Source organism: Amycolatopsis sp. NPDC034160 (assembly GCF_055575355.1).
Genome location: NZ_JBVISU010000001.1, coordinates 926,137 through 949,263 on the forward strand (window position 1 = coordinate 926,137; position 23,127 = coordinate 949,263).

Genomic DNA, 23,127 nt, shown 5'->3' on the forward strand with positions numbered 1-23,127 from the left:
CAGAGGACGAAATGCGGCTCAGGCGAGGGTGGCGCGCAGGGCGGCGATGATCCATTCGGCCTGCGGCATCTGGGAGGGGAACGACGGCCAGCCGTTCATCTTCCCCAGCAGGAACCAGTAGCGCTCGGCGCGCGGGTCCATGCTGATCGCCATCCCGTCGGTCAGTCGCTTCCGCCAGGCGGGGTCGTTCGAGTCCCGCCCGTTCCGCGAAGACTCCGCGAAGATCGTCTCGGCGAGTTCCCGGCCTTCCGCCGAGTCGGGCGCGATGCCGGCTTCGAGCGCTTCGGACGCCTTCTCGCTCCACGCCATCCACAGCTGCTGCTGCTTCTGGCCGAAGTCGGCCCCGTCCTCCTCGCGGAGGTGGGAGTGCCACTCGCTCATCCGGCGGATGGACGCGCGGAACTCCTCGTCCTGGACGAGTTCGGCGAACTCGATCCAGGCCTCCAGCTGCTCCGGGGTCGGGTCGTCGGGCAATTCCGGTTTCGCCGAGCGCATCCGCTCGTAGAACTCCGGATCCAGTTCGAGCCCTTCGACCATGTCCGCCCAGAACTCGTCCAGCAGACGTTTGCGGTCTTCGTCCGACATCGACGCGAGCTTGTTCATCAGTTCGACCTCCTCCAGTGGTGAGTCCCGTTTGGCCACCGCTCGCAGGACCGCCCGGCGTAATTCCAGCCGTCGGATCTGCTCGTCCAGGGCGGCGACATGCTGCACGGCGAGGTCGCCGATGGTCGCTTCCCTGGTCAGCGCCCGCTCCACGTCGGCGAGACCCAGCCCGAGTTCCCGCAGTGTCCGGACCAGCTCCAGACGCGCCATCGCGGTGGCGTCGTAGAGGCGGTAGCCGGAATCGGTGCGGTCGGTCGGTGGCAGGAGTCCTTCGTCGGAGTAGAAGCGGATGGTCTTCACCGGCAGGCCGGTCCGTCTGGCCAGCTCCCCGATGGTGAAAACCGCTGCGGTGCCCATGTGCTTCATGTTCGACTCTCCAGTTGGTGGAGAGTCAAGCCTGCCAGGTAGCGTTGTCTCATGCACTTCACCCGGCCACGCGAGCTGGCGGTGGCCGGCCTACTGGGTTTGGTCCTGGCCTATTTGCTCTTCCAGGTCGCCTACGGCTCCATCCCCGCGCTTCCGCTCTTCGCGGGAATGACGCTGCTCGTCCTCGCGCTCTGTGAGGTCGTGCTCGCCTTCATCATCCGTTCGCGGATCAAAGAGGGCCGGGTGCTGGCCGCGATCTCCGTCGCCCGATCGGTGGCACTCGCGAAGGCGTCTTCGCTCGCCGGATCCACCATGACGGGTGTCTGGCTGGCGGCTTTCGCGTATCTTTTTCCGCGACGTGACGAACTCCTCGCGGCGAGCGGTGACCTCCGTTCGGCGACGGTCGGGATCGTCAGCTCGGTGGCCCTGGTAGCTGCGGCTTTGTGGCTCGAACACTGCTGCCGGACCCCCGAGGGCGGTGATCGGGGCCCCGATCCCGAGCCGACCGGTTAACGCTCGAGAAGCGCCGCTCGAAGTACCGACTAGGTCTCGTTCGGATTACTAGAAGGTACGGTGTTGGGCATGACCGGGGTGGGTGACGACTCGCGCGGCCGCCTTGCGGGTAGGCCGTGGCTTGTCGTCGGCTTGGTTCTCGCCGTCGGCGCGACTCTCGCATTGGTGCTTTCCGACGACCTCCGCTACTTGCGGCTGGGTATCGTCGCGGCGCTGTGGGCCGCCTTGATCGGCGCCTTCCTGGCGGTCCGCTACCGCAAGCACGTGTCACAGAGCGAAGAAGCCGTCGCCGAGGCGCAGGCCGTCTACGAGCTGGAGCTGGAACGCGAGATCGCCGCCCGCCGCGAGTTCGAGCTGGAGATGGAAGCGGAGACCCGGCAGGCCGCCGAGAGCCGCTCCCATGACGAGCTCGAAGCGCTCAGAGCCGAGGTGAGCGCCCTGCGTGAAAGCCTCCAGTCGCTCTTCGGCGGCGAGGTCCTCCTCGAACGCGTCGCGCTCACCGCGCAGGCCACCCGGATGCGGTCCCTCGACAACAAGCAGCTGATGAGCGCGGGCTCCGACAACGGCAACGGCAAACCCCAGCTCATGGCCGCCAACGGCACCACGATCGACGTGGACGACCGTGACCGCGGGCGAGACCGCCCGACCGAGCTGATCGACCGCGTCCTCGAACCCGCGTCCGCCCGTGTCGGTACGCCGCCCGCCGCGCGCCGCAAGCCGTCGAACGGTCAGCTCAACGGCCACAACGGCGCAACTAACGGTTCGAACAACGGCGGCGGCGGTTACGGCCAGAGCAACCAGGTCCCGCGGCCGAAGCCGGTCGACGAATCGACTCGCCGCAGCATGCGCAAGGCGGACGCCCGCGCCTCGAAGGCCGCCGAGGCGCTCGCAGCCGAAGCCGCCCGTCGCGAGCGGCTCGAGTTGTCCAACCCCGGTATGTCGCCCGCCGAGGTCTCCCGGCCGATGCCGAGGGTCGACGCCAAGCGCAAGACCCCGCCACCGGTGACCCCGGCCGAGGTGTCCCGCCCGTCGATGCCGGGCGTTTCACGCGCCGAGGTCTCGCAGCCGTCGATGCCTGCCATCGGCAGGCAGCCCCAACGTCCGGAGCCGCAGCGACCGGAAGCCCAGCGTCAAGAGGCCCAGCGCCCGGAGCCGCAGCGACCGGAAGCCCAGCGTCAAGAGGCCCAGCGCCCGGAGCCGCAGCGACGTCCGCAGCAGCCTTCGTTGCAGCAGCGTCTCGACGCCGGCACCGTCCAGCGTCCGCCCGCCCCGCGGCCGGAGGAGCAGACGCGCAAGCAGACTCCACCGGTGAAGCCCCCTGCGCAGGCGAAGCCGGTCAAGAAGGTCGAGCCGGACCGTCCCCGGCCGAATCGTGAGCTCGGCCTGACCAGGCCCGGCATGAAGCCGGTCGAACGGCCGCGTCCGGCCGGTGGCACGCCGCCGCCGGTGAACAAGCCCGCCGCCGAGCCGGAGCCGATGGAGGCCACCGGCGAGTGGAAGCCGTCGTGGACGCAGGAGCGCCCGGTCTCCGATCTGAGCGCCGCGTTCCCCAGGAAGGACGACTTCCAGGACCGGCTGCGCCCCACCCCGCCGTCGAAGCCCCCGCCGTCGAAGCCCCAGTCGTCGGCCTCCCTGCCGAGGCCTCAGGCCACCAACCCTCCGCCGCGTCCCGAGTCGCGCCCTGAGCCTCGCCGCGAGCCGGAGCCCCCGACCCCCCTGTCGATTCCTCTGCCGATCCCGATCGTGTCCGAGCCGCCGCCGCGTCGCGCCGAGCCGGTGCGCCCGCCGGAGCCCGAACCCGTGCGCCCTCCGGCCGCCGAGACGCCTTCGCGGCACGGTGGCGGCGGCGAGGAGCCGCCCGCGGTCAACCCGACGCTGCCCGAAGAGGTCCGCGCGATGCAGAGCCGTCCCGGCGGACGTCGTCGCCGGGCAGCTGAGGACTCCTCGACCTCCCTCACGCCCGCCCCCAACGTGGCGGAGCCCACCGGTGGTGGCCGTCGCCGCCGTCCGGATGGCGAGCCTCCGGCGTGGCAGAGCGCCGCGGCCGAGACAGGCGGCCGTCACGGTGGCAAGCGAGCGAAGCCCGACGACGAGGCGCCGTCCCGCAACGGGTCGTCGCACAGCCGTCCCGAGCCTGAAACGTCCGCCGCCGGTTCGCACGCCTCCGGCCGATCGGTGATGGACCTGCTCGCCGCCAACGGCGCGAACGAGTCCACACCGCGGCGCAGGCGGCGCGCAGAGGACTGACCCCGCCAGATGGTGAACCCGCGACCGCAATCGAGACAGCGGGTTCACGCGTGTGGTCGGGTACTGCCGCGGACTTCAACTCCACGTCCCGCTCGTGTCCCGTACCGACGGTAGGGTGACCCGCTGTGAGCGAGCCTTCCTCCCCGGCACCCGGTCTCGACCGGCCTCGCCGGTCTCGGTCGATCACCGTGCTGCTGCCGGTGCTCGGGCTGATCGCCGTCGCGCTGTGCGGGCTGTTCGTCTTCGGCACGGTGACCGCGAAGGTCGGTCTGCCCGCGGTGACGATCGGTGTGCTCGCGGCACTCGTCCCGGTCGGCGTGGTGGTGACGGCGTTCCTGTGGGTGGACCGCTGGGAACCGGAACCGCCGAAGCTCCTGTTGTTGTCCTTCGTCTGGGGCGCTTGCGTCGCGACGATCATCGCGCTGCTGCTCAACAGTGGTGCCGAGGCCGTCGGTGACCTGCTGCTCGGCACCGGTGCGGGCGGCAAGATCAGCGGTCTGGTCTCCGCGCCGCTGGTCGAGGAAGCCGCGAAGGCCGCGTTCATCCTCCTGCTGTGGTGGCGCCGTCCGATCGAGTTCGACGGCGTCGTGGACGGCATCGTCTACGCCGGCTTCACCGCGGCCGGATTCGCCTTCACCGAGAACATCTATTACTTCGGCCGCGCCTTCGCCGAGCACGGCTTCGGTGACGGCACGAGCGCCGGCGTGCTCGCGGCGTTCTTCCTCCGTGGGGTGCTTTCGCCGTTCACACATCCGCTGTTCGCCGTGATGACCGGGATCGGGCTCGGCATCGCCGCGAGCAGCAAGGTGCGCTCCCTGCGGATACTGGCGCCGATCGGCGGCTACGTCGTCGCAGTCCTGCTGCACGCGCTCTGGAACGGCGCCGCGCTCCTCGGTGGTGCCAAGACCTTCCTGAACGTCTACTTCCTGATCATGGTGCCGCTGTTCATCGGGGTCTTCTCGGTGGTGGTCATGCAGCGGCGCCGCGAGCAGCGGATCGTCGCGGCCGCGCTGCCGATGATGGTCGACGCGCGCTGGATCGCGCCGTCGGAAGTGCCGCTGCTGGCCAGCCTGTCCGGACGGCGGTCGTGGCGGAAGCAGGCGCGGAAGCAGTCGGGACGGGACGCGGCGAAGGCCGTCGGCCGCTATCAGGCCAGCGTGACCGAACTCGCCTTCCTGCGCCGCGGCCGGAAACTCACCGACGAGGGGAAACAGCGGCAGCGTGAGCTGCTGCGGATGCTCAAGACCTCGCGCGCCGAGGCCGTACGGCTGGCGGACGCCGCTCCCCGCAGGTGACCTCGGTCAGGTGAAGCTGGTCACGACGGTCGTTTCAGACACGGGCTCGAGGGTTACTCTCGCGCCGTCGTCTGGTACCCGCGACCACCGAGCGGGACTGGAACGAGTTGAGGAGTTTTCGACCATGAGCGTCCACTGGCGCACGCCATGACAAGGCCCGCTCGCCTGGCCGTGGGTGTCGTTTCCGCGGGCCGGGTCGGCAGCGTCGTCGGCGCCGCCCTCACGAGGGCCGGGCACACGGTCGTCGCCGCTTCGGGCCTTTCCAACGCTTCGCTACGCCGAGCGGAGCAATTGCTCCCCGGCGTGCCACTCCTGCCACCCGACGAGGTCGCCCGCCGCGCCGATCTCGTCCTGCTCGCGCTGCCCGACGACGCCCTCGCCGGGATGGTGCGTGGCTTCGTCGCGACAGGTTCCCTGCGTGCGGGGCAGATCGTCGTGCACACGTCCGGAGCGCACGGCATCGACGTCCTCGCGCCCGCCGCCGAGGCCGGGGCGCTGCCGCTGGCCCTGCACCCCGTGATGACCTTCACCGGCCGCACGGAGGACCTGGACAGGCTGGCGACCTGCAGTGTCGGTGTCACCGCCACAGAGGGTGACGAAGCCGCTTGGAATGTCGGTGAGGCGCTCACCGTGGAGATGGGTGCGGAGCCCGTCCGAGTTCCTGACGAAGCGCGAGCCCTCTATCACGCGGCGTTGGCGCACGGCGCGAATCACCTGATGACCTTGGTTGCCGACTGCGCGGAATTGTTGCGGGAAGCGGGAATCGCCCAGCCCGAACGCCTGGTGGCTCCGTTGCTGTCGGCGGCGTTGGATAATGTTCTGCGGCACGGGGACCGGGCGCTGACCGGGCCGGTGGCCCGTGGTGATCTCGGCACCGTGCGTAAGCATCTCGCGGTGCTGGCCGAACGTGGTCCCGACGTCGCTCCGAGTTATCGCGCGCTGGCCAAGCGCACGCTGGCGCGCGGCGACGCCGCCGGGCTCTTGGACGCCTCGGCCGCCGCCGAGCTCACCGAACTCCTCAATGACCCCGCAGATCCCGCCGAAGGGCAGCAAAACCAGTGACCACACCGAAATTCGCCCGAGGCACGCTGCACACCTTCCAGCCGCCGGAACAGGTGAGCCAGGTGACGCGTGCCCTGCACGGGGTCGGCCGCAAGGTCGCGCTGGTGCCCACCATGGGCGCCCTGCACGCGGGACACCGCGAACTGATCCGCCGCGCGAAGCGGCTGCCGAACACGGTGGTCGCGACGTCGATCTTCGTGAACCCCCTGCAGTTCGGGGAAGGCGAGGACTTCGAGGCGTACCCGCGTCCGCTGGACAAGGACCTCGAGGTGCTGAAGGAGGACGGCGTCGAACTGGGCTTCCTGCCCAAGGCGTCGGATCTGTACCCGGACGGCGCCACCGTCACGGTGCATCCCGGTCCGCTCGGTGACGAGCTCGAAGGGGCGGTGCGGCCGGGTCATTTCGCCGGCGTGCTCACCGTGGTGGCGAAACTGTTCAACATCGTGCGGCCGGATTACGCCTTCTTCGGGGAGAAGGATTACCAGCAGCTGGTGCTGATCAAGAAAATGGTGCGTGACCTGAACTTCGACACCCGGGTCATCGGGGTGCCGACGGTCAGGGAACGCGACGGGCTGGCGTTGTCCTCGCGCAACGTCTACCTGACTCCCGAACAGCGCGAGGACGCGATCGTGTTGTCGGCGGCACTCACCGCGGGTGCCTTCGTCGGACGCGACGGCGCGGAAGCCGTGCTGGCGACCGCCAGGAAGACCCTCGCCGCGCGACCGGCGGTCGAGGTCGATTATCTGGAATTGAGGGGAACCGACCTCGGGCCCGCGCCCGTCGACGGTGAAGCGCGGTTGCTGATCGCGGCCAGGGTGGGGAGTACCCGGCTGATCGACAACGTCGGTGTGGTGCTCGGTGCCGCCGCGGACCATCCGGAACACGCGCTGGACGCAGGGGAATAAGGGAGAGTCCACGATGTACCGCACAATGCTGAAATCGAAGATCCACCGGGCGACGGTCACCCAGGCCGATCTACACTACGTCGGATCGGTGACGGTCGACGAAGACCTGATGGACGCGGCGGATCTGCTTCCGGGTGAACAGGTGTCCATTGTGGACGTCACCAACGGCGCCCGGCTCGAAACCTACGTGATCGCGGGCGAACGCGGCAGCGGGGTGCTCGGCATCAACGGTGCCGCGGCGCATCTGGTGCACCCCGGTGATCTGGTGATCCTGATTTCGTACGCGCAGATGGAGAACGCCGAGGCGGCCGCGTTCCGCCCCCGGGTCATCTTCGTCGACGCGGACAACCGGATCGTCGAGAAGGGCGCCAACCCCGGGCACGCGCCGGAGGGTTCCGGACTGCTGAGCGGCACCGTGACGCTGGCCGACGACGACACGATGACCTTCCCGGTCGCCGAAACCGCCGACGCCCGCCGTCTCGACGCGCTGCTGCACGCCGAAAGCTGAATCGTTGCTGCTCACGGTCGACGTCGGCAACACCAATATCGTGCTCGGGCTCTACGACGGGCCCACGCTGATCGGTGACTGGCGCATGCGCACCGACGCGCGCATCACCGCCGACGAGCTCGCGCTGACCATGCGCGGGCTCCTCGGCACGCACGCGGACACGGTCACCGGGATCAGCGCGCTGTCCACCGTTCCCGCCGTATTGCGAGAGCTGCGCGTCATGCTTTCGCGGTATTACGGGAGGTTGCCGAAGATCGTCATCGAGCCGGGGGTGCGCACGGGGGTGCCGCTCCTGGTCGACAATCCGAAGGAGGTGGGCGCGGACAGGCTGGTGAACACCCTCGCCGCGCACCATCTGCACCCGACCACCGCCTGTGTGGTGGTGGATTTCGGGACTTCGACCAATGTGGACGCCATCTCCGCCAAGGGCGAGTTCCTCGGTGGCGCGTTCGCCCCCGGGATCGAGATCTCCGTCGACGCCCTGGCCGCGCGGGCCGCGGCGCTGCGCAAGGTGGAACTGGTGCCGCCGCGGTCGGTGATCGGGAAGAACACCGTGGAATGCCTGCAATCCGGCATCCTCTACGGCTTCGCCGGCCAGGTCGACGGCCTGGTGAAGCGGATCAAGCGCGAGCTTTCGCCGGACGGGTCGGACCCGGTCGCGGTGATCGCGACCGGGGGCCTGGCGCCCCTGGTGCTGGAGGAGTCGGAGACGATCACCGAGCACGTGCCGGATCTGACGCTACTGGGCCTGCGCCTGGTCTACGACCGCAACCACCGCGTTTAGTCCTCTGAATGCGGTCCTTGCGTGCGCAACTACCGCATTCAGAGGACTAAACGCGGGTGGTCGGGGTCAGCGGCGCGAGGCGATCATGAGCACCCGCCGCGTCATCAGGTCCTGGTTCCGCAGCATCAGTTCGATGCTCGCCCGCAGTTTCGCCGGATCCGAGCCGGATTCCGCCGCCAACTCCGCCGCGCGCTCCAGCGACAGTTCCGCGGTCCGTTGCTGCCGTGCCCGCCAGTCCGGCGTCTCCTCGTAAGAGAGGACCTCGAACCCGGCCGACTCCAGCAGCGGCCGGTGGTCGGGCACCTGCGGCGGCCGGTTCTCGGGCCGGCCGTCGAAGTCCCACGTCGTGACGAGCAACCGCCCGCCCGGCACGAGGATCCGGGCGAACTCCGTGAAGGCGCGCTCCTTGTCGGGCGCGAACAACAACGCGTCGACGCTCATCACCGCGTCGAACGACGCGTCGTCCAGACCGGTGTCCGAGAAGCTGCCGACCTGGAACTCGGCCGCTTCGACGTCCATCGCTTCGGCACGACGTCGCGCCGAAGCCAGTGCGGTCTCCGCGATGTCGACGCCGGTGAGCGTCGCGTAGGTGCGCGCGGCGACCCACAGCCCGGGCCCGCCGCGCCCGCAGCCGATGTCCGCCAGGCGTCCTCCGGGCTCCAACCGCGCTTCGGCCGCGATGCGGTGCAGGTCGGTCCGGGTCACGAAGCTGTAGGTGTCCAGTTCGGCGGGGTAGTCGTCGCCGTACACCTCGGCCCAGATCTCCGCCGACACCGCGGAGGCGGGGGCGCCGAACGTCGCGGTGAACGTGGCCTTCCAGTCGGTGTTCATCGAAGCCGCGTCCGGAAGACCTTGGTGGTGAGCGGAAGGTCGAATTCCCCCGAGGCGGTTTCCGGGTTCCGGTCGAGGAATTCCCGTGCCAGGCCGAGTTTGGCTTCGCGTTCCTCCGCCGGGGCCACCAGCATGTGCGAATGGGTGGCGAGTGTTTCCACCAGGCTTTCCGCCGTCCTGGGCTGTTTGTGGCCGAAAGTCTCCTTCTCGAACGGCTCGAAGGCCTCGTGTTCCGGCAGCGATTCGTAGTCGCTCAGCCAGCGCCTGCTCACCGAGGTCTTGATCAGCTTGTTGAACTCCGCCAGCCAGCCCACCGACACGTCGTCGTGATTCCACAACGCGGCGAAGACCCCGCCCGGCTTGAGCACCCTGGCGATCTCCGGATAGGCCCGGTCGAGGTCGAACCAGTGGAACGCCTGCCCGGCGAACACGGCGTCCACGGCCGCGTCCGGCAGTGGAATCCGCTCGGCGGTCCCGATGAGCGGCGTCACGGCCGGGCACGCCTTGGTGAGCTCTTCGAGCATCTGCGCGTCCGGTTCGACCGCGGTGACCGCGACGCCCAGCGCGAGCAGCCCTTGGCTGAGCTTGCCGGTCCCCGCGCCGAGGTCGAGGACCCGTTCCGGCGTTCTCCTCGCGCCCGCCAGCCCCCAGGCCAGTGCCTTTTCCGGATAGTCCGGCCGGTGCGCGGCATAGGCGGCCGCCTTCGCGCCGAACGAGGCGGCGCGGCGAGCGTGCAGTTCGGCTTCGATGCCGGGAGTGGATGAGTTCACGTGATCTGAGGTTAATGGAGAGAAAAACCGGCCGCGCCGGAGCCGGAAAAGGTAATCCGGTTGGCGTAGGGAAGCGGCGGGTTCGTACGCTGTGCGCCATGACTGAAATCCCCGCATCCGAGGGCGTGAGCCCCGACGAAGACCTGCCGGAACAGATGCGGGTGCGCCGGGACAAGCGCGACCGGATAATCGCGGAGGGTATCGATCCGTATCCGGTCGAGGTGCCCAGGACGCACTCGCTTGCCGAAGTACGCGCGAAGCATTCGGACCTTCCTGTCGACACCGCCACCGGCGAGATCGTCGGTGTCACCGGCCGGGTCATGTTCATGCGCAATACCGGCAAACTGTGTTTCGCGAGTCTTCGTGAAGGCGATGGCACGGAGTTGCAGGCGATGATCAGCCTCGCGAAGGTGGGCGCGGACGCGCTCGCCGCGTGGAAGTCCGATGTCGATCTCGGTGATCACGTATTCGTCTCCGGCGAGGTCATCACCTCCAAGCGCGGCGAGCTTTCCGTGATGGCCGACTCGTGGCGGATCACTTCGAAAGCATTGCGCCCGCTGCCGGTGGCACACAAAGAGCTGGCCGAGGAAACGCGGATCCGGCAGCGTTATGTCGATCTGATCGTGCGTCCCAAGGCCAGGGACGTGGTCCGTACCCGCGCCGGTGTGCTGCGTTCCCTGCGTGACTCGTTTCACGGTCGAGGATTCCTCGAGGTCGAGACCCCGATGCTGCAGACGCTGCACGGGGGTGCCGCGGCTCGGCCATTCGTGACGCATTCGAATGCCTTCGACCTCGATCTGTACTTGAGGATCGCGCCGGAGCTGTACCTCAAGCGTTGCGTGGTCGGCGGTATCGAGAAGGTCTTCGAGATCAACCGGAACTTCCGGAACGAGGGCAGCGACTCGTCCCACTCGCCCGAGTTCGCCATGCTGGAGTACTACGAAGCGTATGCGACCTATGACTCCAATGCGGTGATGACGCGGCAGCTCATCCAGGAGGCGGCGCAGAACGTTCTCGGTACCCAGGTGGTCACTCTCGCCGACGGTTCGGAGTACGACCTGTCCGGCGAGTGGACCACACTCGGAATGTACGAGTCGTTGTCCGAGGCGTTGTCGGAAGAGGTCACTCCCGAGACATCGGTGGACAAGCTCCGTTCCTATGCCGAAGCGCGAGAGCTGGAGTTCGACCCGAAGTTAGGGCACGGCAAACTCATCGAGGAACTGTGGGAACACCTCGTCGGCGATCATCTTCACGAACCTACTTTTGTCCGTGATTTTCCGGTCGAGACATCCCCGCTGACCAGGCAACACCGCAGCAAGCCGGGTGTTGCGGAGAAGTGGGACCTGTACGTACGCGGTTTCGAACTGGCAACCGGATACTCCGAGCTGGTCGATCCCGTGGTAGAGCGTCAGCGTCTGGTGGAACAGGCTCGGCTGGGTGCGCAGGGCGATAGTGAGGCCATGAACCTGGATGAGGATTTCCTCCGTGCGCTGGAGTACGGAATGCCGCCGAGCGGTGGTGTCGGAATGGGGATCGACCGGTTGCTGATGGCGCTGACGGGTCTTGGTATCCGGGAGACCATCCTGTTCCCGCTCGTCCGACCTGAATAACCCGTCCGCGTGACAGATACCTCGATCGTTCTCGTAAACAAGATTTGCATTATGTGTCGGTAGCGGGTATTAATGTCGCTAGACAAAGTCTTCTGTCCGGGGCATGCCCCGTACCAGATCATTCGTGTAAGCCCCCAGCAGGAGGAAACAGATGGCACAGAAGGTGCTCGTCTCGCTCGTTGACGACCTCGACGGCAGCGAGGCGGAAGAGACCGTCGAGTTCGGTTTGGACGGTGTGAGCTACCAGATCGACCTTTCCGCGGAAAACGCGGAAGAGCTTCGTGACGCGCTGGCCCAGTATGTGGAGCACGCCCGCCGCGCGGGTGGCCGTAAGCGCACCGCCATTCGTCCGGTCGCCGGCGTGAAGGCCGCCGCCCGCCCCGCGACCGTGGACCGTGAGCAGAACCAGGCCATTCGCGCCTGGGCCCGCAAGAACGGCTTCCAGGTTTCCGACCGTGGACGTATCCCGTCCGAGGTCGTGGAGGCGTACCACAAGAAGAACTGAAGGTCTGCTTGACCCTCAAGCCGCCGGGAACCTATTCCCGGCGGTTTTCTTGTTCTTGTACACGGTTCAAGAGGGCGTACTCGGTGGGCGCCCATCCGGTCACGGAGCGAAAATCCCGGGTGAAGTGCGCTTGGTCGCTATAGCCCAGCGTGAGCGCCAGTTTCGCGTAGTCCGGCCGTTCCTCGGCAGCGATCCGTGCCGCCGCTTCGTTCAACCGGTATACCTGAATCGCCCATTTGGGGGCGGCGCCGACGTGTTCGGCGAACAGTCGTTGCAGGCTTCGCTGAGACAGACCTGTTCGGCTTGACAACTCGCCGACCCTGGTAATGGCCGGATCGCCCGCGATTGTTTCCACCGCTTCGATGGCCGTCCGTGCCGAGGGGGTGAGGACGGGGCGTTTCGCGAGGAGCAGTTCCTCCGCGACGCGAACCATTTCGAAGTCGTTCGTCGCATTGCGTACCGATTCCGTCACTCCGGCGGCGCCAGGGAAGAGATCGGTGAGTGGAACGGAACCGCCGGAGATCATCGTGACCGGCCCGGTGAGGAATGCCCGGAAAGCCCCTGGCCGGAATCGCACGCCGATACCTTGGTCTACGCCGTCGACGACGTAGCGGAAAGGCCGTTTTCCCGGCCCGTAAGCGCCTGCCGCGTCGCGGAAGAACGTCACGTTGACCGCGAGATTCGGCAGTACCGGCTGTTCATGGGGGTCATGGCCGGTCAGCTCCCAGCGCAGCACCCAGTGGTGATCGACGAACGGGCGCAGTTCCGGCGCGGGCGGATGCCGGACGAGGCTGAACTTCGCGCTCGCCTCCCGCGCGTTGACGATCCCTGCCGGGATCCGATGCCCGCTCATCCGCTCAACGTAACCGTGTCGCGTTTTTACAAGACGGCTCGGCCCGTCTCCGGGTACTCATGCCCGTATGTCCGAACACGCTGCCCTGATCGCCCCCGCCGCCGCCGAGTTCACCGCCGTCCTGCGGAGGATCGGCGAGACCGATCTCGCCGCGCGCACCCCGTGCGCCGAATACGACGTCCGCGCGTTGCTGAACCACCTTCTCTACTGGGGTCCCTGGCTCGAAGCCGCCGGGCGCAAGACGGTGCCGCCCGCGGTGTCCTCCGGTGAGGCGGAGGCGGCGCTCGTCGGCGACGGATGGCTCGGCGACATCGAGAAACAGACCGCGCGGCTCGTCGACGTCTTCGGGGCGCCCGAGGCGTGGCAAGGGCAGACCACCTTCGGTGACAGCCCGATGCCCGCGTCGATGGCCGGGTACATGGTGCTGGACGAGTTCGTCTTCCACGGCTGGGATCTCGCCAAGGCGACCGGCGCGGAGTTCACCGTCCGCCCTGAAGTCGCTGAAGCCGTCCACGCCATCGCGCTGGAGATCGGAGAGCAGGCGCGGGCGATGAAGGTCTACGGCGAAGAGGTGGCCGTGGCGGAAGACGCGTCGACCTTCGAACGCGCTTTGGGCGCTTCGGGCCGTGACCCGGGATGGAAGCGTTAACCCTTTTCCCGGATTCGCGGACAACCGCCGCATTCCGATTCCGCGGGCAACAGATGGTTGTAACAGCAGCTTTCGCGGTTTCTCGTCCACTCGCGGCGCCCGTCGGCACCCTCGGCCAGCCGCAGTTTCGACGCCGACGTGAGTGGCGGGAACCGCGATTCGAGGACCAGCGCGGCATCCGCGACCCCGGCGCCCTCGGCCTCCGCGGTCCCGCCCAGCCGTCCCGCCGACCACAGCGCGTTGTCGAGGGCGTCCGTGGCGGCCGCCCACAACTGCCGCCGTCCGAGTCTCGTCAGCGGCCCGTAGACGTCGATGAAGCGGTTCGCGTGTGCGACGAACCGGCCGCGCAGCACGGTCGCCAGTGTTCGCTCGTCCGGTACGGCGACGGCTCCCGGCCGCGCCGAACCCGGATCGGTCGGCAGGCAGTGGAACCGGTCACCGAGGACGGCGACCGAATCGGGATGCGGCCGGTCGCCGCCGATCCGGAAGGCGAGCGCCGACGGCGCCAGCGACGGGACACGGCGTTCGTGGTGCAGCAGCATCGCGCCGGCGAGCGCCGGGACGTGCAGGTACCAGGAAAGGATCCAGCTCGCCGGGATCCGTTCGGGTATCCCGGCCGCCTCCGGGTACCGCTCGGCCAGCCAGCCGCCGAGGCGCTCCCGCCAGCGAACGAGACGAGCCGGTTCACCCAGCAGGTCGGCACAGTGGACCCAGCCCGGCTCGTCCTCCGGCACCGCGCTGCGGAGCCCGGCCTCTTCGGGCATCCTCGAGATCGAGGCACGGAGGCCGTCTTCGGACGGCGCGAGCGCTAGAGAGGACCGCAGATGCCCCATACGATCCTCCCTTCATTAGGTACGCCTAACCTTATACACGGTCCGTGACTACTCCGGTCGGGTGTCCCTCTCCTCGATCGGTCATGTTCGCGCTCAGCGGACAAGGGGTATTCAGCGGAATCCAAGTGCGGCTTCGCACGTTGGGCTTGACGTAAAGGTGCAGGGCAACCGGAAGATGAAAGCGCGCACGGCCGGAGAACGGCCGGGGCGCGAACGGGCCGCAATCAGCCGTAGTGGTACGCCAGCGCGACCGCTTGGCTACTAGAGTGGTCTCACGGTGCTGAATCCATCGCGGTGAAAGCACGATGGAAACGGGCCGCCGTCGCAGCAGTCGAGGGAGTGCACATGTTTGAGAGGTTCACCGACCGCGCGAGGCGGGTGGTCGTCCTGGCCCAAGAAGAAGCCAGGATGCTCAACCACAACTACATCGGCACCGAGCACATCCTCCTGGGTCTGATCCACGAGGGTGAAGGTGTCGCCGCCAAGGCGCTGGAATCGCTGGGCATCGCGCTGGAGGGCGTCCGCCAGCAGGTCGAGGAGATCATCGGCCAGGGGCAGCAGGCCCCGAGCGGGCACATCCCCTTCACCCCGCGGGCCAAGAAGGTGCTTGAGCTGTCGCTGCGCGAAGCGCTGCAGCTCGGCCACAACTACATCGGCACCGAGCACATCCTGCTCGGGCTTATCCGCGAGGGTGAAGGCGTCGCCGCGCAGGTGCTCGTCAAGCTCGGCGCGGACCTCAACCGGGTGCGTCAGCAGGTTCTGCAGCTGCTGTCGGGCTACCAGGGTGGCAAGGAGTCGACCGAGACCGGCTCCGGACGCGGTGAAGGCACCCCGTCGTCGTCGCTGGTGCTCGACCAGTTCGGCCGCAACCTGACCGTGCAGGCCCGCGAAGGCAAGCTCGACCCGGTCATCGGCCGTGGCAAGGAGATCGAGCGAGTCATGCAGGTGCTGTCGCGGCGCACCAAGAACAACCCGGTCCTGATCGGTGAGCCCGGCGTCGGCAAGACCGCCGTCGTCGAGGGGCTCGCGCAGAACATCGTCAAGGGCGAAGTCCCGGAGACGCTGAAGGACAAGCAGCTCTACACCCTCGACCTCGGCTCGCTGGTCGCCGGTTCCCGGTACCGCGGTGACTTCGAAGAGCGCCTGAAGAAGGTGCTCAAGGAGATCAAGACCCGTGGCGACATCATCCTGTTCATCGACGAGCTGCACACGCTCGTCGGCGCGGGTGCCGCCGAGGGCGCGATCGACGCCGCGTCGATCCTGAAGCCGATGCTGGCCCGTGGCGAGCTGCAGACGATCGGCGCGACCACACTCGAGGAGTACCGCAAGTACATCGAGAAGGACGCCGCGCTGGAGCGCCGCTTCCAGCCGATCCAGGTCGGCGAGCCGTCGCTCGAGCACACGATCGAGATCCTGAAGGGTCTCCGTGACCGGTACGAGGCGCACCACCGCGTCTCGATCACCGACTCGGCGCTCGTGGCCGCCGCGACGCTGGCGGACCGGTACATCAACGACCGGTTCCTGCCGGACAAGGCGATCGACCTGATCGACGAGGCCGGTGCCCGGATGCGCATCCGCCGGATGACCGCGCCGCCGGACCTGCGCGAGTTCGACGAGAAGATCGCCGACGTGCGCCGGGACAAGGAGTCCGCGATAGACGCGCAGGACTTCGAGCGCGCCGCCCGCCTCCGTGACGAGGAGAAGACCCTCCTCGGGCAGAAGGGTGAGCGGGAGAAGCAGTGGAAGGACGGCGACCTCGACGTCGTCGCCGAGGTCGACGAGGAGCAGATCGCCGAAGTCCTCGCCAACTGGACCGGTATCCCGGTGTTCAAGCTCACCGAGGAGGAGACCACGCGTCTGCTCCGCATGGAGGACGAGCTGCACAAGCGGATCATCGGCCAGGAGGACGCGGTCAAGGCCGTCTCCCAGGCGATCCGCCGTACCCGCGCCGGTCTGAAGGACCCGAAGCGCCCCTCCGGCTCGTTCATCTTCGCCGGCCCGTCCGGCGTCGGTAAGACCGAGCTGTCCAAGGCGCTGGCGGCGTTCCTGTTCGGCGAGGACGACGCGCTCATCCAGATCGACATGGGCGAGTTCCACGACCGCTACACCGCTTCGCGGCTCTTCGGTGCCCCTCCGGGCTACGTGGGCTACGAAGAGGGTGGCCAGCTGACCGAGAAGGTGCGGCGCAAGCCGTTCTCGGTGGTGCTGTTCGACGAGATCGAGAAGGCCCACCAGGAGATCTACAACACGCTCCTGCAGGTCCTCGAAGACGGTCGGCTCACCGACGGTCAGGGTCGTACGGTCGACTTCAAGAACACCGTGCTCATCTTCACCTCGAACCTGGGTACCTCGGACATCTCCAAGTCCGTGTCGCTCGGCTTCTCGCAGGGAGGCGACACCGCCAACCGGTACGAGAAGATGAAGCAAAAGGTCAACGAGGAGATGAAGAAGCATTTCCGGCCGGAGTTCCTGAACCGGATCGACGACATCATCGTCTTCCACCAGCTGACCAAGGACCAGATCATCCAGATGGTCGATCTGATGGCCGCCCGGGTCGAGAAGCAGCTCAAGGCCAAGGACATGGAGCTCGAGCTCACGCCCAAGGCCAAGGCGCTGCTCGCCAAGCGCGGCTTCGACCCGGTGCTGGGCGCGCGGCCGCTGCGCCGCACGATCCAGCGCGAGATCGAGGACCAGCTGTCGGAGAAGATCCTGTTCGGCGAGATCCAGGCCGGTCAGATCATCCTGGTCGACGTCGAAGGCTGGAACGACGAAGAGGGCGAGAAGGACGACAAGGCGCACTTCGTCTTCCGCGGTGAGGCCCGGCCTTCGTCGGTCCCGGACGCCCCGCCGGTCAGCATCGGCGCCGGCACGGGCGAAGAGAACGGCGAAGCCGAGAGCGAGTAAGTTTCGGTGGTTCAGGGAAAGCCCGTCGCAGGTTCGCCGCGGCGGGCTTTCCCTGTCTTGTGAGTGGTAATGACGGTTCTAACCGTCATTACCACTCACGAGGCCGGTGCGCGCTTTCGTGGGAACTCTGGCCTTCGAGCGTCAATAGATATAAGGTCTGCATTATGGTCGTCTGATGAGGTGGGAGATCGAGCTTCACGACGAAGTGGATCGTTGGTTCGGGTCGCTGTGCAGAGAGGATCCTGGTACAGCGGATCGAGTCGAGGAAGCGATCGACATGCTGGCTTGTGAGGGCCCGCGGCTCGGACGGCCGCTGGTCGATCGGATCAGCGGGTCGCGCAGGCACAACTTGAAAGAGCTGCGTCCGGCATCGGCCGGGCGCAGCGAGATCAGGATCTTGTTCGTCTTCGATCCGGCGCGGAGAGCCGTGCTTCTGGTCGCCGGGGACAAAGCCGGAAACTGGAAACGGTGGTACGACATCAACATCCCGATCGCGGAGGAGCGATACCGGCGGCATCTGGACGCGACGGAGGAAAGCTGAAATGGGTCGGTCCTGGAAAGAGGTCAAGGCCGAAAAGCTGGCTGCAGATCGCGAGGCGGGCCGCGACGTCGAAGCCGCCCGGGCCGAGGCGCGAGAAGCCACGCAGGCTTACATTTTCGGGTTTCGCCTGTCGCAACTTCGCGAGGACGTCGGGCTGAGCCAGACCGAGGTCGCCAAGCGCATGGGCGTGAGCCAGCCGCGAATCAGCCAGCTTGAACAGGGGGATCCGAGCCAGATGGAGCTGGACACCCTCCGCAGATACATCGTCGCCTTGGGTGGCCGAATGCGGGTGGTCGCCGATTTCGACGATCACGACGTCACCATCTCCACCGCCGTCTGACCGCTCCAGGAGGTCTGATCGCCGCGTGAGACGATGCCACCGGGTCCGGGAGGGGGTCAGGTGGACGTTCTGGCGATCGATTTCGGTACCTCCAGCACGGTCGGGGTGCTCTCGATCCACGGCAGGGGGACTCAGGTCGTCGAAATCGACGGGTCGGTGACGATGTCGTCGGCGATCTACGTCGACAAGGACGACACCGTCTTCGTCGGCCGCGACGCCGAACGCCGCGCCCGGCTGGATCCGAGCCGGTTCGAAGCGAATCCGAAGCGCCGTATCGACGAGGGCGCTCTCCAGCTCGGCGACGTCACGCTCCCCATCACCGACGCCTTCGCCGCTGTCCTGCGCCGAGTCGGCGAGGAGGCCGAGCTGCTTCTCCAGCGTCCGCCCGCGCAGGTGCGCATCTCCCATCCGGCGGGCTGGGGCCCGGATCGCAAGCAGATCCTCCGCGACGCCGCGCTCAAGGCCGGGTTCGGGACCACGCTGCTGATCCCCGAGCCGGTCGCCGCCGCCGCGCATTACGCCTCGCTCAACCACGGCCAGGTCCGGCCGCCCGGTCCGATCGCGGTGTACGACCTCGGGGCGGGCACCTTCGACTGCGCCGTCGTCGGGGTCAGCGCTCAGGGCTTCGCCGTGCTCGCCGAGGACGGCCTGCCCGACCTCGGCAGCCTCGACATCGACCAGGCGATACTGGTCCACATCGGCCGCGAGGTTTCGCATTCCGATCCCGCGGTGTGGCAGCGGGTGCTGCGCCCGCAGTCGGTCGTGGACCGCCGGACGCGCCGGTCGTTGCTCCAGGACGTCCGTGATGCCAAGGAAAGCCTGTCGCGGCATCAGCAGACCGAGATCCCGATGCCGGAGCCGTTCGGGGACGTGCGGGTGACGCGGACGGAGCTCGAGGCGCTCGTCCGGCCGAGTTTCCTGCGCAGTGCCGAGCTTCTGGCCACCACGATCCACCGCGCCGGGCTCACCCCCGCGCAGCTCGGCGGCGTCTACCTCGTCGGCGGGCCGAGCCGGATGCCGTTGCTGGCGAGTCTGCTGGCGAACCAGCTCCGGATCGCGCCGACGACACAGGACCAGCCGGAGACGGCGGTCGCGTTCGGGCTGCACCACGTGCCGGTGGGCGGTGAGGACTCCCAGCTGACCGTGCCCGCGTTCGCGCCGGTCCAGCAACGGCCCGTCCACCAGCCACCTCAGCCGCCTCGGCGCCCCCAACCGCCGCGGTGGACGCCGCCCCCGCCGCCGCCCGGCCCGAACTGGCGGAAGCCCACGGCCTACGGCGTCATCGCGCTCGCCCTCGCGGCGATCGTGACGACCATCGTCCTGCTCACCGGCGGCGAGGAAGAACCCGTCGCGGCGCCGAACCCCGCCGTCCCGGCACAGAAGCCGAACTGCGCTCAACCGGGCCAGAAGGACGCTCAGGGGTTCACGGACTGTCTCCGCCGGATCGCCGCCGTCATCCCGCAGCGGGACGACTGCCGGGACGCGCCGGACGCGGCCGCCGCGATGGGGGCCGCGTCCGCGGTCACCTGCGTGTTCAAGAACGACGAGGCGTCGAACGCGATCAACTACTACCAAGGTGTCGCGATGACCGGTCTGGAGGCCGACGCGCGACGGCAGATGACCAAGGGCAAGCCCGTGGAGGGCACTTGGGCCGCCGACGGACTGCGTGGCCGCTACTTGGCCGGTGTCGGCAAGCGAAGCGGCATTGTGCTCTTCGGGACCGATGACGCGCCGTTGAGCGCCATGCTCGTCTCGACCCGCCATGACGGGACCGCGCGGACCACGCAGGAGATGGTCGACTTCTTCACCGCACAGCTCAAGCCTTGAGCAACGCTAACCTGGCCTCATGGAACCCATCTGTGACCTGGCCGAACTCGAACGGGTCGTGGGGAGCAGACAGCTGCCGGCGATGCTGAAGTCGATTGACAGGCTCGATCCCCACAGCGTCACACTGCTCGGGCGTTCTCCCGTGGCCGTGCTCGGTTACGACGGCGGCGGGCCGAGGGCGGCGGTGGTCGGCGGCACACCGGGTTTCGCGGTACCGGAGACGCCTGCCCGGTTGCGCTTGCCGATGCCGCCGGACGCCGTCCAGGGCACCGGCGCCGCCTTGCTGGTTCTGCTCCCCGGCTGGCGGGAGACGTTGCGGATCAACGGAACTGTCGATGACGGCGGCCTCGCTGTCGAGGAGGTGTTCCTGCATTGCGGCAAGGCGGTGATCCGCTCGAACGTCTGGGGACCCGCCACCGGCTCGGCTGAAGACGCCGAAGAAGAAGGCCTCGGCCCTGCTTCGGCCGCCTTCCTCGCCACCGCGCCACTGGCGGTGATCACCTCGCGGGACGGCGACGGTCACGCCGACGCCAGTCCCAAGGGCGACCCGCCCGGTGTCATCCGGCGGATCGGGCCGACGACGATCGCGATCGCGGACCGGCCCGGCAATCGCCGCACCGACACGTTCCACAACGTTCTCGATCGCCCGGAAGTGGCGATCGTGGCCATCGCGCCCGGTGACGAACGCACGCTCGAACTGACCGGTGTCGCGAGCATCAGCACCGACACCGCACTGCGCGAGTCGATGTCCGAACGCGGACGCACGCCCAAGGCGGCGCTGGTCGTCGAGGTGGAGCATGCGTGGCTCACGCACAGCACCGCACTGCGCGACGCCCGGCTTTGGGACGCGGAGAACCACGTCGGTCCCGAGGATCTGCCGAAGCCGTCCGAGATCTGGTCCGACCACGTCAAGCTCAACGAGACCACCGGGATCGCCGCGAGTGCCGTGCGGAAAATGGCGGGCGAACGGCTACTGCGCGCCGGAACCGCTGTGGACTACCGGCACAACCTCTACTGAACTCAGTGCAGCGTGCCCGCCGGGGTCGAAAGATCCTCGGTGACCGACAGTGCGGTGTCCACGATGATCCCCAGCGCCTCCGCCGCCCGATGCACGGCAAGGCTCGGTGCCGTCGTCCGCGCGGCCTGTTCCGGCGTGTAGGGCACGTGCACGAAACCGCCCCGCACGCCGGGGAAGTCGTTGTCCAGCAAGTGCATCAGCCCGTAGAAGACCTGGTTGCACACGTACGTCCCCGCGGTGTGCGAGACCGACGCCGGAAGACCCGCGTGCTTGATCCCCGCGACGCACGCCTTCACCGGCAGAGTGGTGAAGTACGCGTTGGGCCCGCCCGGGATCACCGGGACGTCGACGGGTTGCGAGCCCGCGTTGTCCGGGATCCGCGCGTCGATCAGGTTGATCGCGACGCGTTCCGGGGTGACGTCGGGGCGCCCGCCCGCCTGTCCGACGCAGAGCACCAGTTCCGGGCGGTATTCGTCGATCGCGTCGCGCAAGGTGAGCAGCGAACGCGAGAACACACACGGCAGCTCGACGGCCACGGTGTCGCGCCGTCGGCCGGTGAGCAGGGAAACCGCCTGCCACGACGGATTCACCCGCTCACCGCCGAACGGTTCGAAGCCGGTGAGGAGCACTGACGTCATGCCGCTCACCCTAACGTGTGATGGTCGTCAGGCGGCCGGCTTGAGGTCCCCGGGGTAGAGGAACTCGGGCGCCGGCTTGGTGTTGCCGTAGAACCACGCGTCGAAGAAACCCTGGAGGTTCTTGTGCGCGACGCGTTCGGCGAATTTCTGGAACTCCGGCAGACTCGCGTTGCCGTCCCGGTGCAGGGCGGGCCACGTCCTCAGGACGCGGTCGAACGGGGCCGCGCCGATGTAGTTCTTCAGCGCGTGCAGCGCCACCGGGCCCTTCGAGTACACGTACGTGAACTCGTTGCCGGGCCCCATGTCGTACAGTTTCCCGGCCCAGAACCGGTCCGTCGCCTTCTGCACGGCGGACAGGTAACGCGCCTTGAGGTCCTGACCCGATTTGGCCTCGGACCACATCCACTCCGCGTACGAGGCGAAGCATTCGTTGAGGCAGACGTCCTTCCACTTGTCGACGGCGACCGAGTCGCCCCACCACTGGTGGGCGTTCTCGTGCACGATCGTCGGGATGTTGCCCGCCGCGCCCGAGTAGATCGGCCTGCTCAGCGTCTCCAGCGAGAACCCGATCGGCTCGGCGAGGAAGATGCCGCCAGCGGCGTCCACCGGGTACCGGCCGAACTTCGACGACAGGAAGTCGATGATCTCCGGCAGCCGTGCCTCGGCCTGTTTGGTCGCGGCGGGCGTGCCCGGGGCGTAGGCGTTGACGACCGGGGTGCCGTCGGACAGCTTCGTCCGCTCGAACTCCCATTTGTCGATCGCGACCGTCGTCATGTACGGCACGGCCGGGGTCTCTTCGGCCCAGACGTACGTGGTGTCCTTACCCGAAACGAACTGCCCTCGCTCGCGGCCGTTCGAGATGACGCCCCATTCCGAGGGCACGGTGACCGCGAGGTGGAAGGTCGCCTTGTCGCGTGGGGTGTCGTTGACCGGGTACCAGGTCGTCGCCGACTTCGGCTCGCCCGCGACGAACGCGCCACCGGATTTCGCGTACTGCCAGCCGTTCGGGCCCAGCGACGGATCTTCGATCGGTTGCGGGACGCCGTGGTAAGCGATCTCGGCGGTGAACCGCTCGTGGTTCCGCAGCGGACGCGCGGGGGTGATCACCAGCTCGTGGTCACCGGTCCGCGTGAAGGTCGCTTTCCGTCCGTTGACCTTGACCGAGTCGACGGTCAACCCGTGCAGGTCGAGGTTGAACGAGCTGAGCGCCTGTGTCGCCCGGCCGGTGATCGTCTGCAGGCCGGTGAGCTGCTTGGTCGCCGGTTCGTAGCCGATCTTCAGGTGGTAGTCGCCGACGTCGTAGCCGCCGTTGCCGTCCTGCGGGTAGTAGCTGTCGCCCGCGCCGTCGGCCCCGGGTTTGCCGGTGTCGGCGAGGGCGGTCCCACCGCCGAGGACACTCGCGGCCAGCACGGCGGCGATGACGGCCACACTCCGGTACCTCATTCACGCTCCCAGTCGATCGGCTGTCGTTTGGTCCCGAACCTAACCCGGTGACCTCGGCCGACCGCCCGGAAAGCTCCTCCGT

General features: G+C 67.9%; 22 protein-coding genes. 15 read left to right on the forward strand and 7 right to left on the reverse strand.

Annotated elements, in window-relative coordinates:
• Positions 1–18: 18 nt before the first annotated feature.
• On the reverse strand, positions 19–960 hold the full coding sequence (locus tag ACZ54P_RS04565; RefSeq protein ID WP_465460136.1) for a MerR family transcriptional regulator: 942 nt from the start codon (positions 958–960) through the stop codon (positions 19–21).
• Positions 961–1,020: 60 nt separating this feature from the next.
• On the opposite strand from ACZ54P_RS04565, the gene ACZ54P_RS04570 reads away from it, so the two are divergent.
• From ACZ54P_RS04570 to ACZ54P_RS04600, 7 genes are all read left to right on the forward strand, one after another.
• Positions 1,021–1,482 carry a DUF3180 domain-containing protein gene (locus tag ACZ54P_RS04570; protein WP_465460137.1) on the forward strand — a complete coding sequence of 154 codons (462 nt, stop codon included), beginning with the start codon at positions 1,021–1,023 and terminating at the stop codon, positions 1,480–1,482.
• 69 nt (positions 1,483–1,551) lie between these two features.
• Positions 1,552–3,729 carry a DUF6779 domain-containing protein gene (locus ACZ54P_RS04575; RefSeq protein ID WP_465460138.1) on the forward strand — a complete coding sequence of 726 codons (2,178 nt, stop codon included), beginning with the start codon at positions 1,552–1,554 and terminating at the stop codon, positions 3,727–3,729.
• A 125-nt stretch (positions 3,730–3,854) separates the two neighbouring features.
• Complete coding sequence (locus tag ACZ54P_RS04580) at positions 3,855–5,024, forward strand: PrsW family intramembrane metalloprotease (RefSeq protein ID WP_465460139.1); 1,170 nt, start codon at positions 3,855–3,857, stop codon at positions 5,022–5,024.
• Positions 5,025–5,171: 147 nt separating this feature from the next.
• Positions 5,172–6,086 carry a Rossmann-like and DUF2520 domain-containing protein gene (locus ACZ54P_RS04585; protein WP_465460140.1) on the forward strand — a complete coding sequence of 305 codons (915 nt, stop codon included), beginning with the start codon at positions 5,172–5,174 and terminating at the stop codon, positions 6,084–6,086.
• The gene (gene panC, locus ACZ54P_RS04590; RefSeq protein WP_465460141.1) at positions 6,083–6,991 is read left to right on the forward strand and encodes a pantoate--beta-alanine ligase; all 909 of its coding nucleotides are present in this window, start codon (positions 6,083–6,085) and stop codon (positions 6,989–6,991) included. The genes ACZ54P_RS04585 and panC overlap by 4 nt, the downstream gene beginning before the upstream one ends.
• A gap of 13 nt (positions 6,992–7,004) precedes the next feature.
• The gene (gene panD, locus ACZ54P_RS04595) at positions 7,005–7,499 is read left to right on the forward strand and encodes an aspartate 1-decarboxylase (protein ID WP_076155888.1); all 495 of its coding nucleotides are present in this window, start codon (positions 7,005–7,007) and stop codon (positions 7,497–7,499) included.
• Between the two features lie 4 nt (positions 7,500–7,503).
• Positions 7,504–8,283, forward strand: a complete 780-nt coding sequence (locus ACZ54P_RS04600) for a type III pantothenate kinase (RefSeq protein WP_465460142.1) — start codon at positions 7,504–7,506, stop codon at positions 8,281–8,283.
• Positions 8,284–8,349: 66 nt separating this feature from the next.
• Here ACZ54P_RS04600 and ACZ54P_RS04605 read toward each other — a convergent pair whose 3' ends face one another.
• On the reverse strand, positions 8,350–9,114 hold the full coding sequence (locus ACZ54P_RS04605) for a class I SAM-dependent methyltransferase (protein ID WP_465460143.1): 765 nt from the start codon (positions 9,112–9,114) through the stop codon (positions 8,350–8,352).
• On the reverse strand, positions 9,111–9,884 hold the full coding sequence (locus ACZ54P_RS04610) for a class I SAM-dependent methyltransferase (protein ID WP_465460144.1): 774 nt from the start codon (positions 9,882–9,884) through the stop codon (positions 9,111–9,113). Before ACZ54P_RS04610 ends, ACZ54P_RS04605 begins: the two co-directional genes overlap by 4 nt.
• Before the next feature lie 98 nt (positions 9,885–9,982).
• Here ACZ54P_RS04610 and lysS point away from each other — a divergent pair, with 98 nt between their 5' ends.
• Together lysS and ACZ54P_RS04620 are read left to right on the forward strand one after the other, a co-directional pair.
• A complete protein-coding gene (gene lysS, locus ACZ54P_RS04615) occupies positions 9,983–11,494 on the forward strand; it encodes a lysine--tRNA ligase (protein WP_465460242.1) in 1,512 nt (503 codons plus the stop codon).
• Positions 11,495–11,645: 151 nt separating this feature from the next.
• Positions 11,646–11,999: a histone-like nucleoid-structuring protein Lsr2 gene (locus tag ACZ54P_RS04620; RefSeq protein WP_037318336.1), complete on the forward strand. Its 354-nt coding sequence runs from the start codon at positions 11,646–11,648 to the stop codon at positions 11,997–11,999.
• Positions 12,000–12,030: 31 nt separating this feature from the next.
• On the opposite strand, the gene ACZ54P_RS04625 is transcribed toward ACZ54P_RS04620, so the two are convergent.
• Positions 12,031–12,852, reverse strand: coding sequence for an AraC family transcriptional regulator (locus tag ACZ54P_RS04625; protein ID WP_465460145.1), 822 nt, complete (start codon positions 12,850–12,852; stop codon positions 12,031–12,033).
• Between the two features lie 67 nt (positions 12,853–12,919).
• Between ACZ54P_RS04625 and ACZ54P_RS04630 the strand changes: the two genes are divergently transcribed.
• On the forward strand, positions 12,920–13,501 hold the full coding sequence (locus ACZ54P_RS04630) for a TIGR03086 family metal-binding protein (RefSeq protein ID WP_465460146.1): 582 nt from the start codon (positions 12,920–12,922) through the stop codon (positions 13,499–13,501).
• Here ACZ54P_RS04630 and ACZ54P_RS04635 read toward each other — a convergent pair.
• Complete coding sequence (locus ACZ54P_RS04635; protein WP_465460147.1) at positions 13,498–14,334, reverse strand: (2Fe-2S)-binding protein; 837 nt, start codon at positions 14,332–14,334, stop codon at positions 13,498–13,500. The genes ACZ54P_RS04630 and ACZ54P_RS04635 overlap by 4 nt on opposite strands.
• A 345-nt stretch (positions 14,335–14,679) precedes the next feature.
• Between ACZ54P_RS04635 and ACZ54P_RS04640 the strand changes: the two genes are divergently transcribed.
• The 5 genes from ACZ54P_RS04640 to ACZ54P_RS04660 all read left to right on the forward strand — a co-directional run bounded on the left by ACZ54P_RS04640 (position 14,680) and on the right by ACZ54P_RS04660 (position 20,964).
• Positions 14,680–17,238: an ATP-dependent Clp protease ATP-binding subunit gene (locus tag ACZ54P_RS04640; RefSeq protein WP_465460148.1), complete on the forward strand. Its 2,559-nt coding sequence runs from the start codon at positions 14,680–14,682 to the stop codon at positions 17,236–17,238.
• Positions 17,239–17,413: 175 nt separating this feature from the next.
• Positions 17,414–17,779, forward strand: coding sequence for a type II toxin-antitoxin system RelE/ParE family toxin (locus ACZ54P_RS04645; RefSeq protein ID WP_465460149.1), 366 nt, complete (start codon positions 17,414–17,416; stop codon positions 17,777–17,779).
• 1 nt (position 17,780) lies between these two features.
• Complete coding sequence (locus ACZ54P_RS04650) at positions 17,781–18,119, forward strand: helix-turn-helix domain-containing protein (RefSeq protein ID WP_465460150.1); 339 nt, start codon at positions 17,781–17,783, stop codon at positions 18,117–18,119.
• Between the two features lie 60 nt (positions 18,120–18,179).
• Positions 18,180–19,946 (forward strand): Hsp70 family protein, encoded by a 1,767-nt coding sequence (locus ACZ54P_RS04655; protein WP_465460151.1) that lies wholly within the window; start codon positions 18,180–18,182, stop codon positions 19,944–19,946.
• A gap of 19 nt (positions 19,947–19,965) precedes the next feature.
• On the forward strand, positions 19,966–20,964 hold the full coding sequence (locus ACZ54P_RS04660; RefSeq protein ID WP_465460152.1) for a pyridoxamine 5'-phosphate oxidase family protein: 999 nt from the start codon (positions 19,966–19,968) through the stop codon (positions 20,962–20,964).
• A gap of 2 nt (positions 20,965–20,966) precedes the next feature.
• Here the strand turns inward: ACZ54P_RS04660 and pcp are convergent, their stop codons facing one another.
• Complete coding sequence (pcp, locus tag ACZ54P_RS04665) at positions 20,967–21,602, reverse strand: pyroglutamyl-peptidase I (RefSeq protein WP_465460153.1); 636 nt, start codon at positions 21,600–21,602, stop codon at positions 20,967–20,969.
• A 27-nt stretch (positions 21,603–21,629) separates the two neighbouring features.
• Positions 21,630–23,045 carry a M1 family metallopeptidase gene (locus ACZ54P_RS04670; RefSeq protein ID WP_465460154.1) on the reverse strand — a complete coding sequence of 472 codons (1,416 nt, stop codon included), beginning with the start codon at positions 23,043–23,045 and terminating at the stop codon, positions 21,630–21,632.
• Positions 23,046–23,127: the final 82 nt, after the last annotated feature.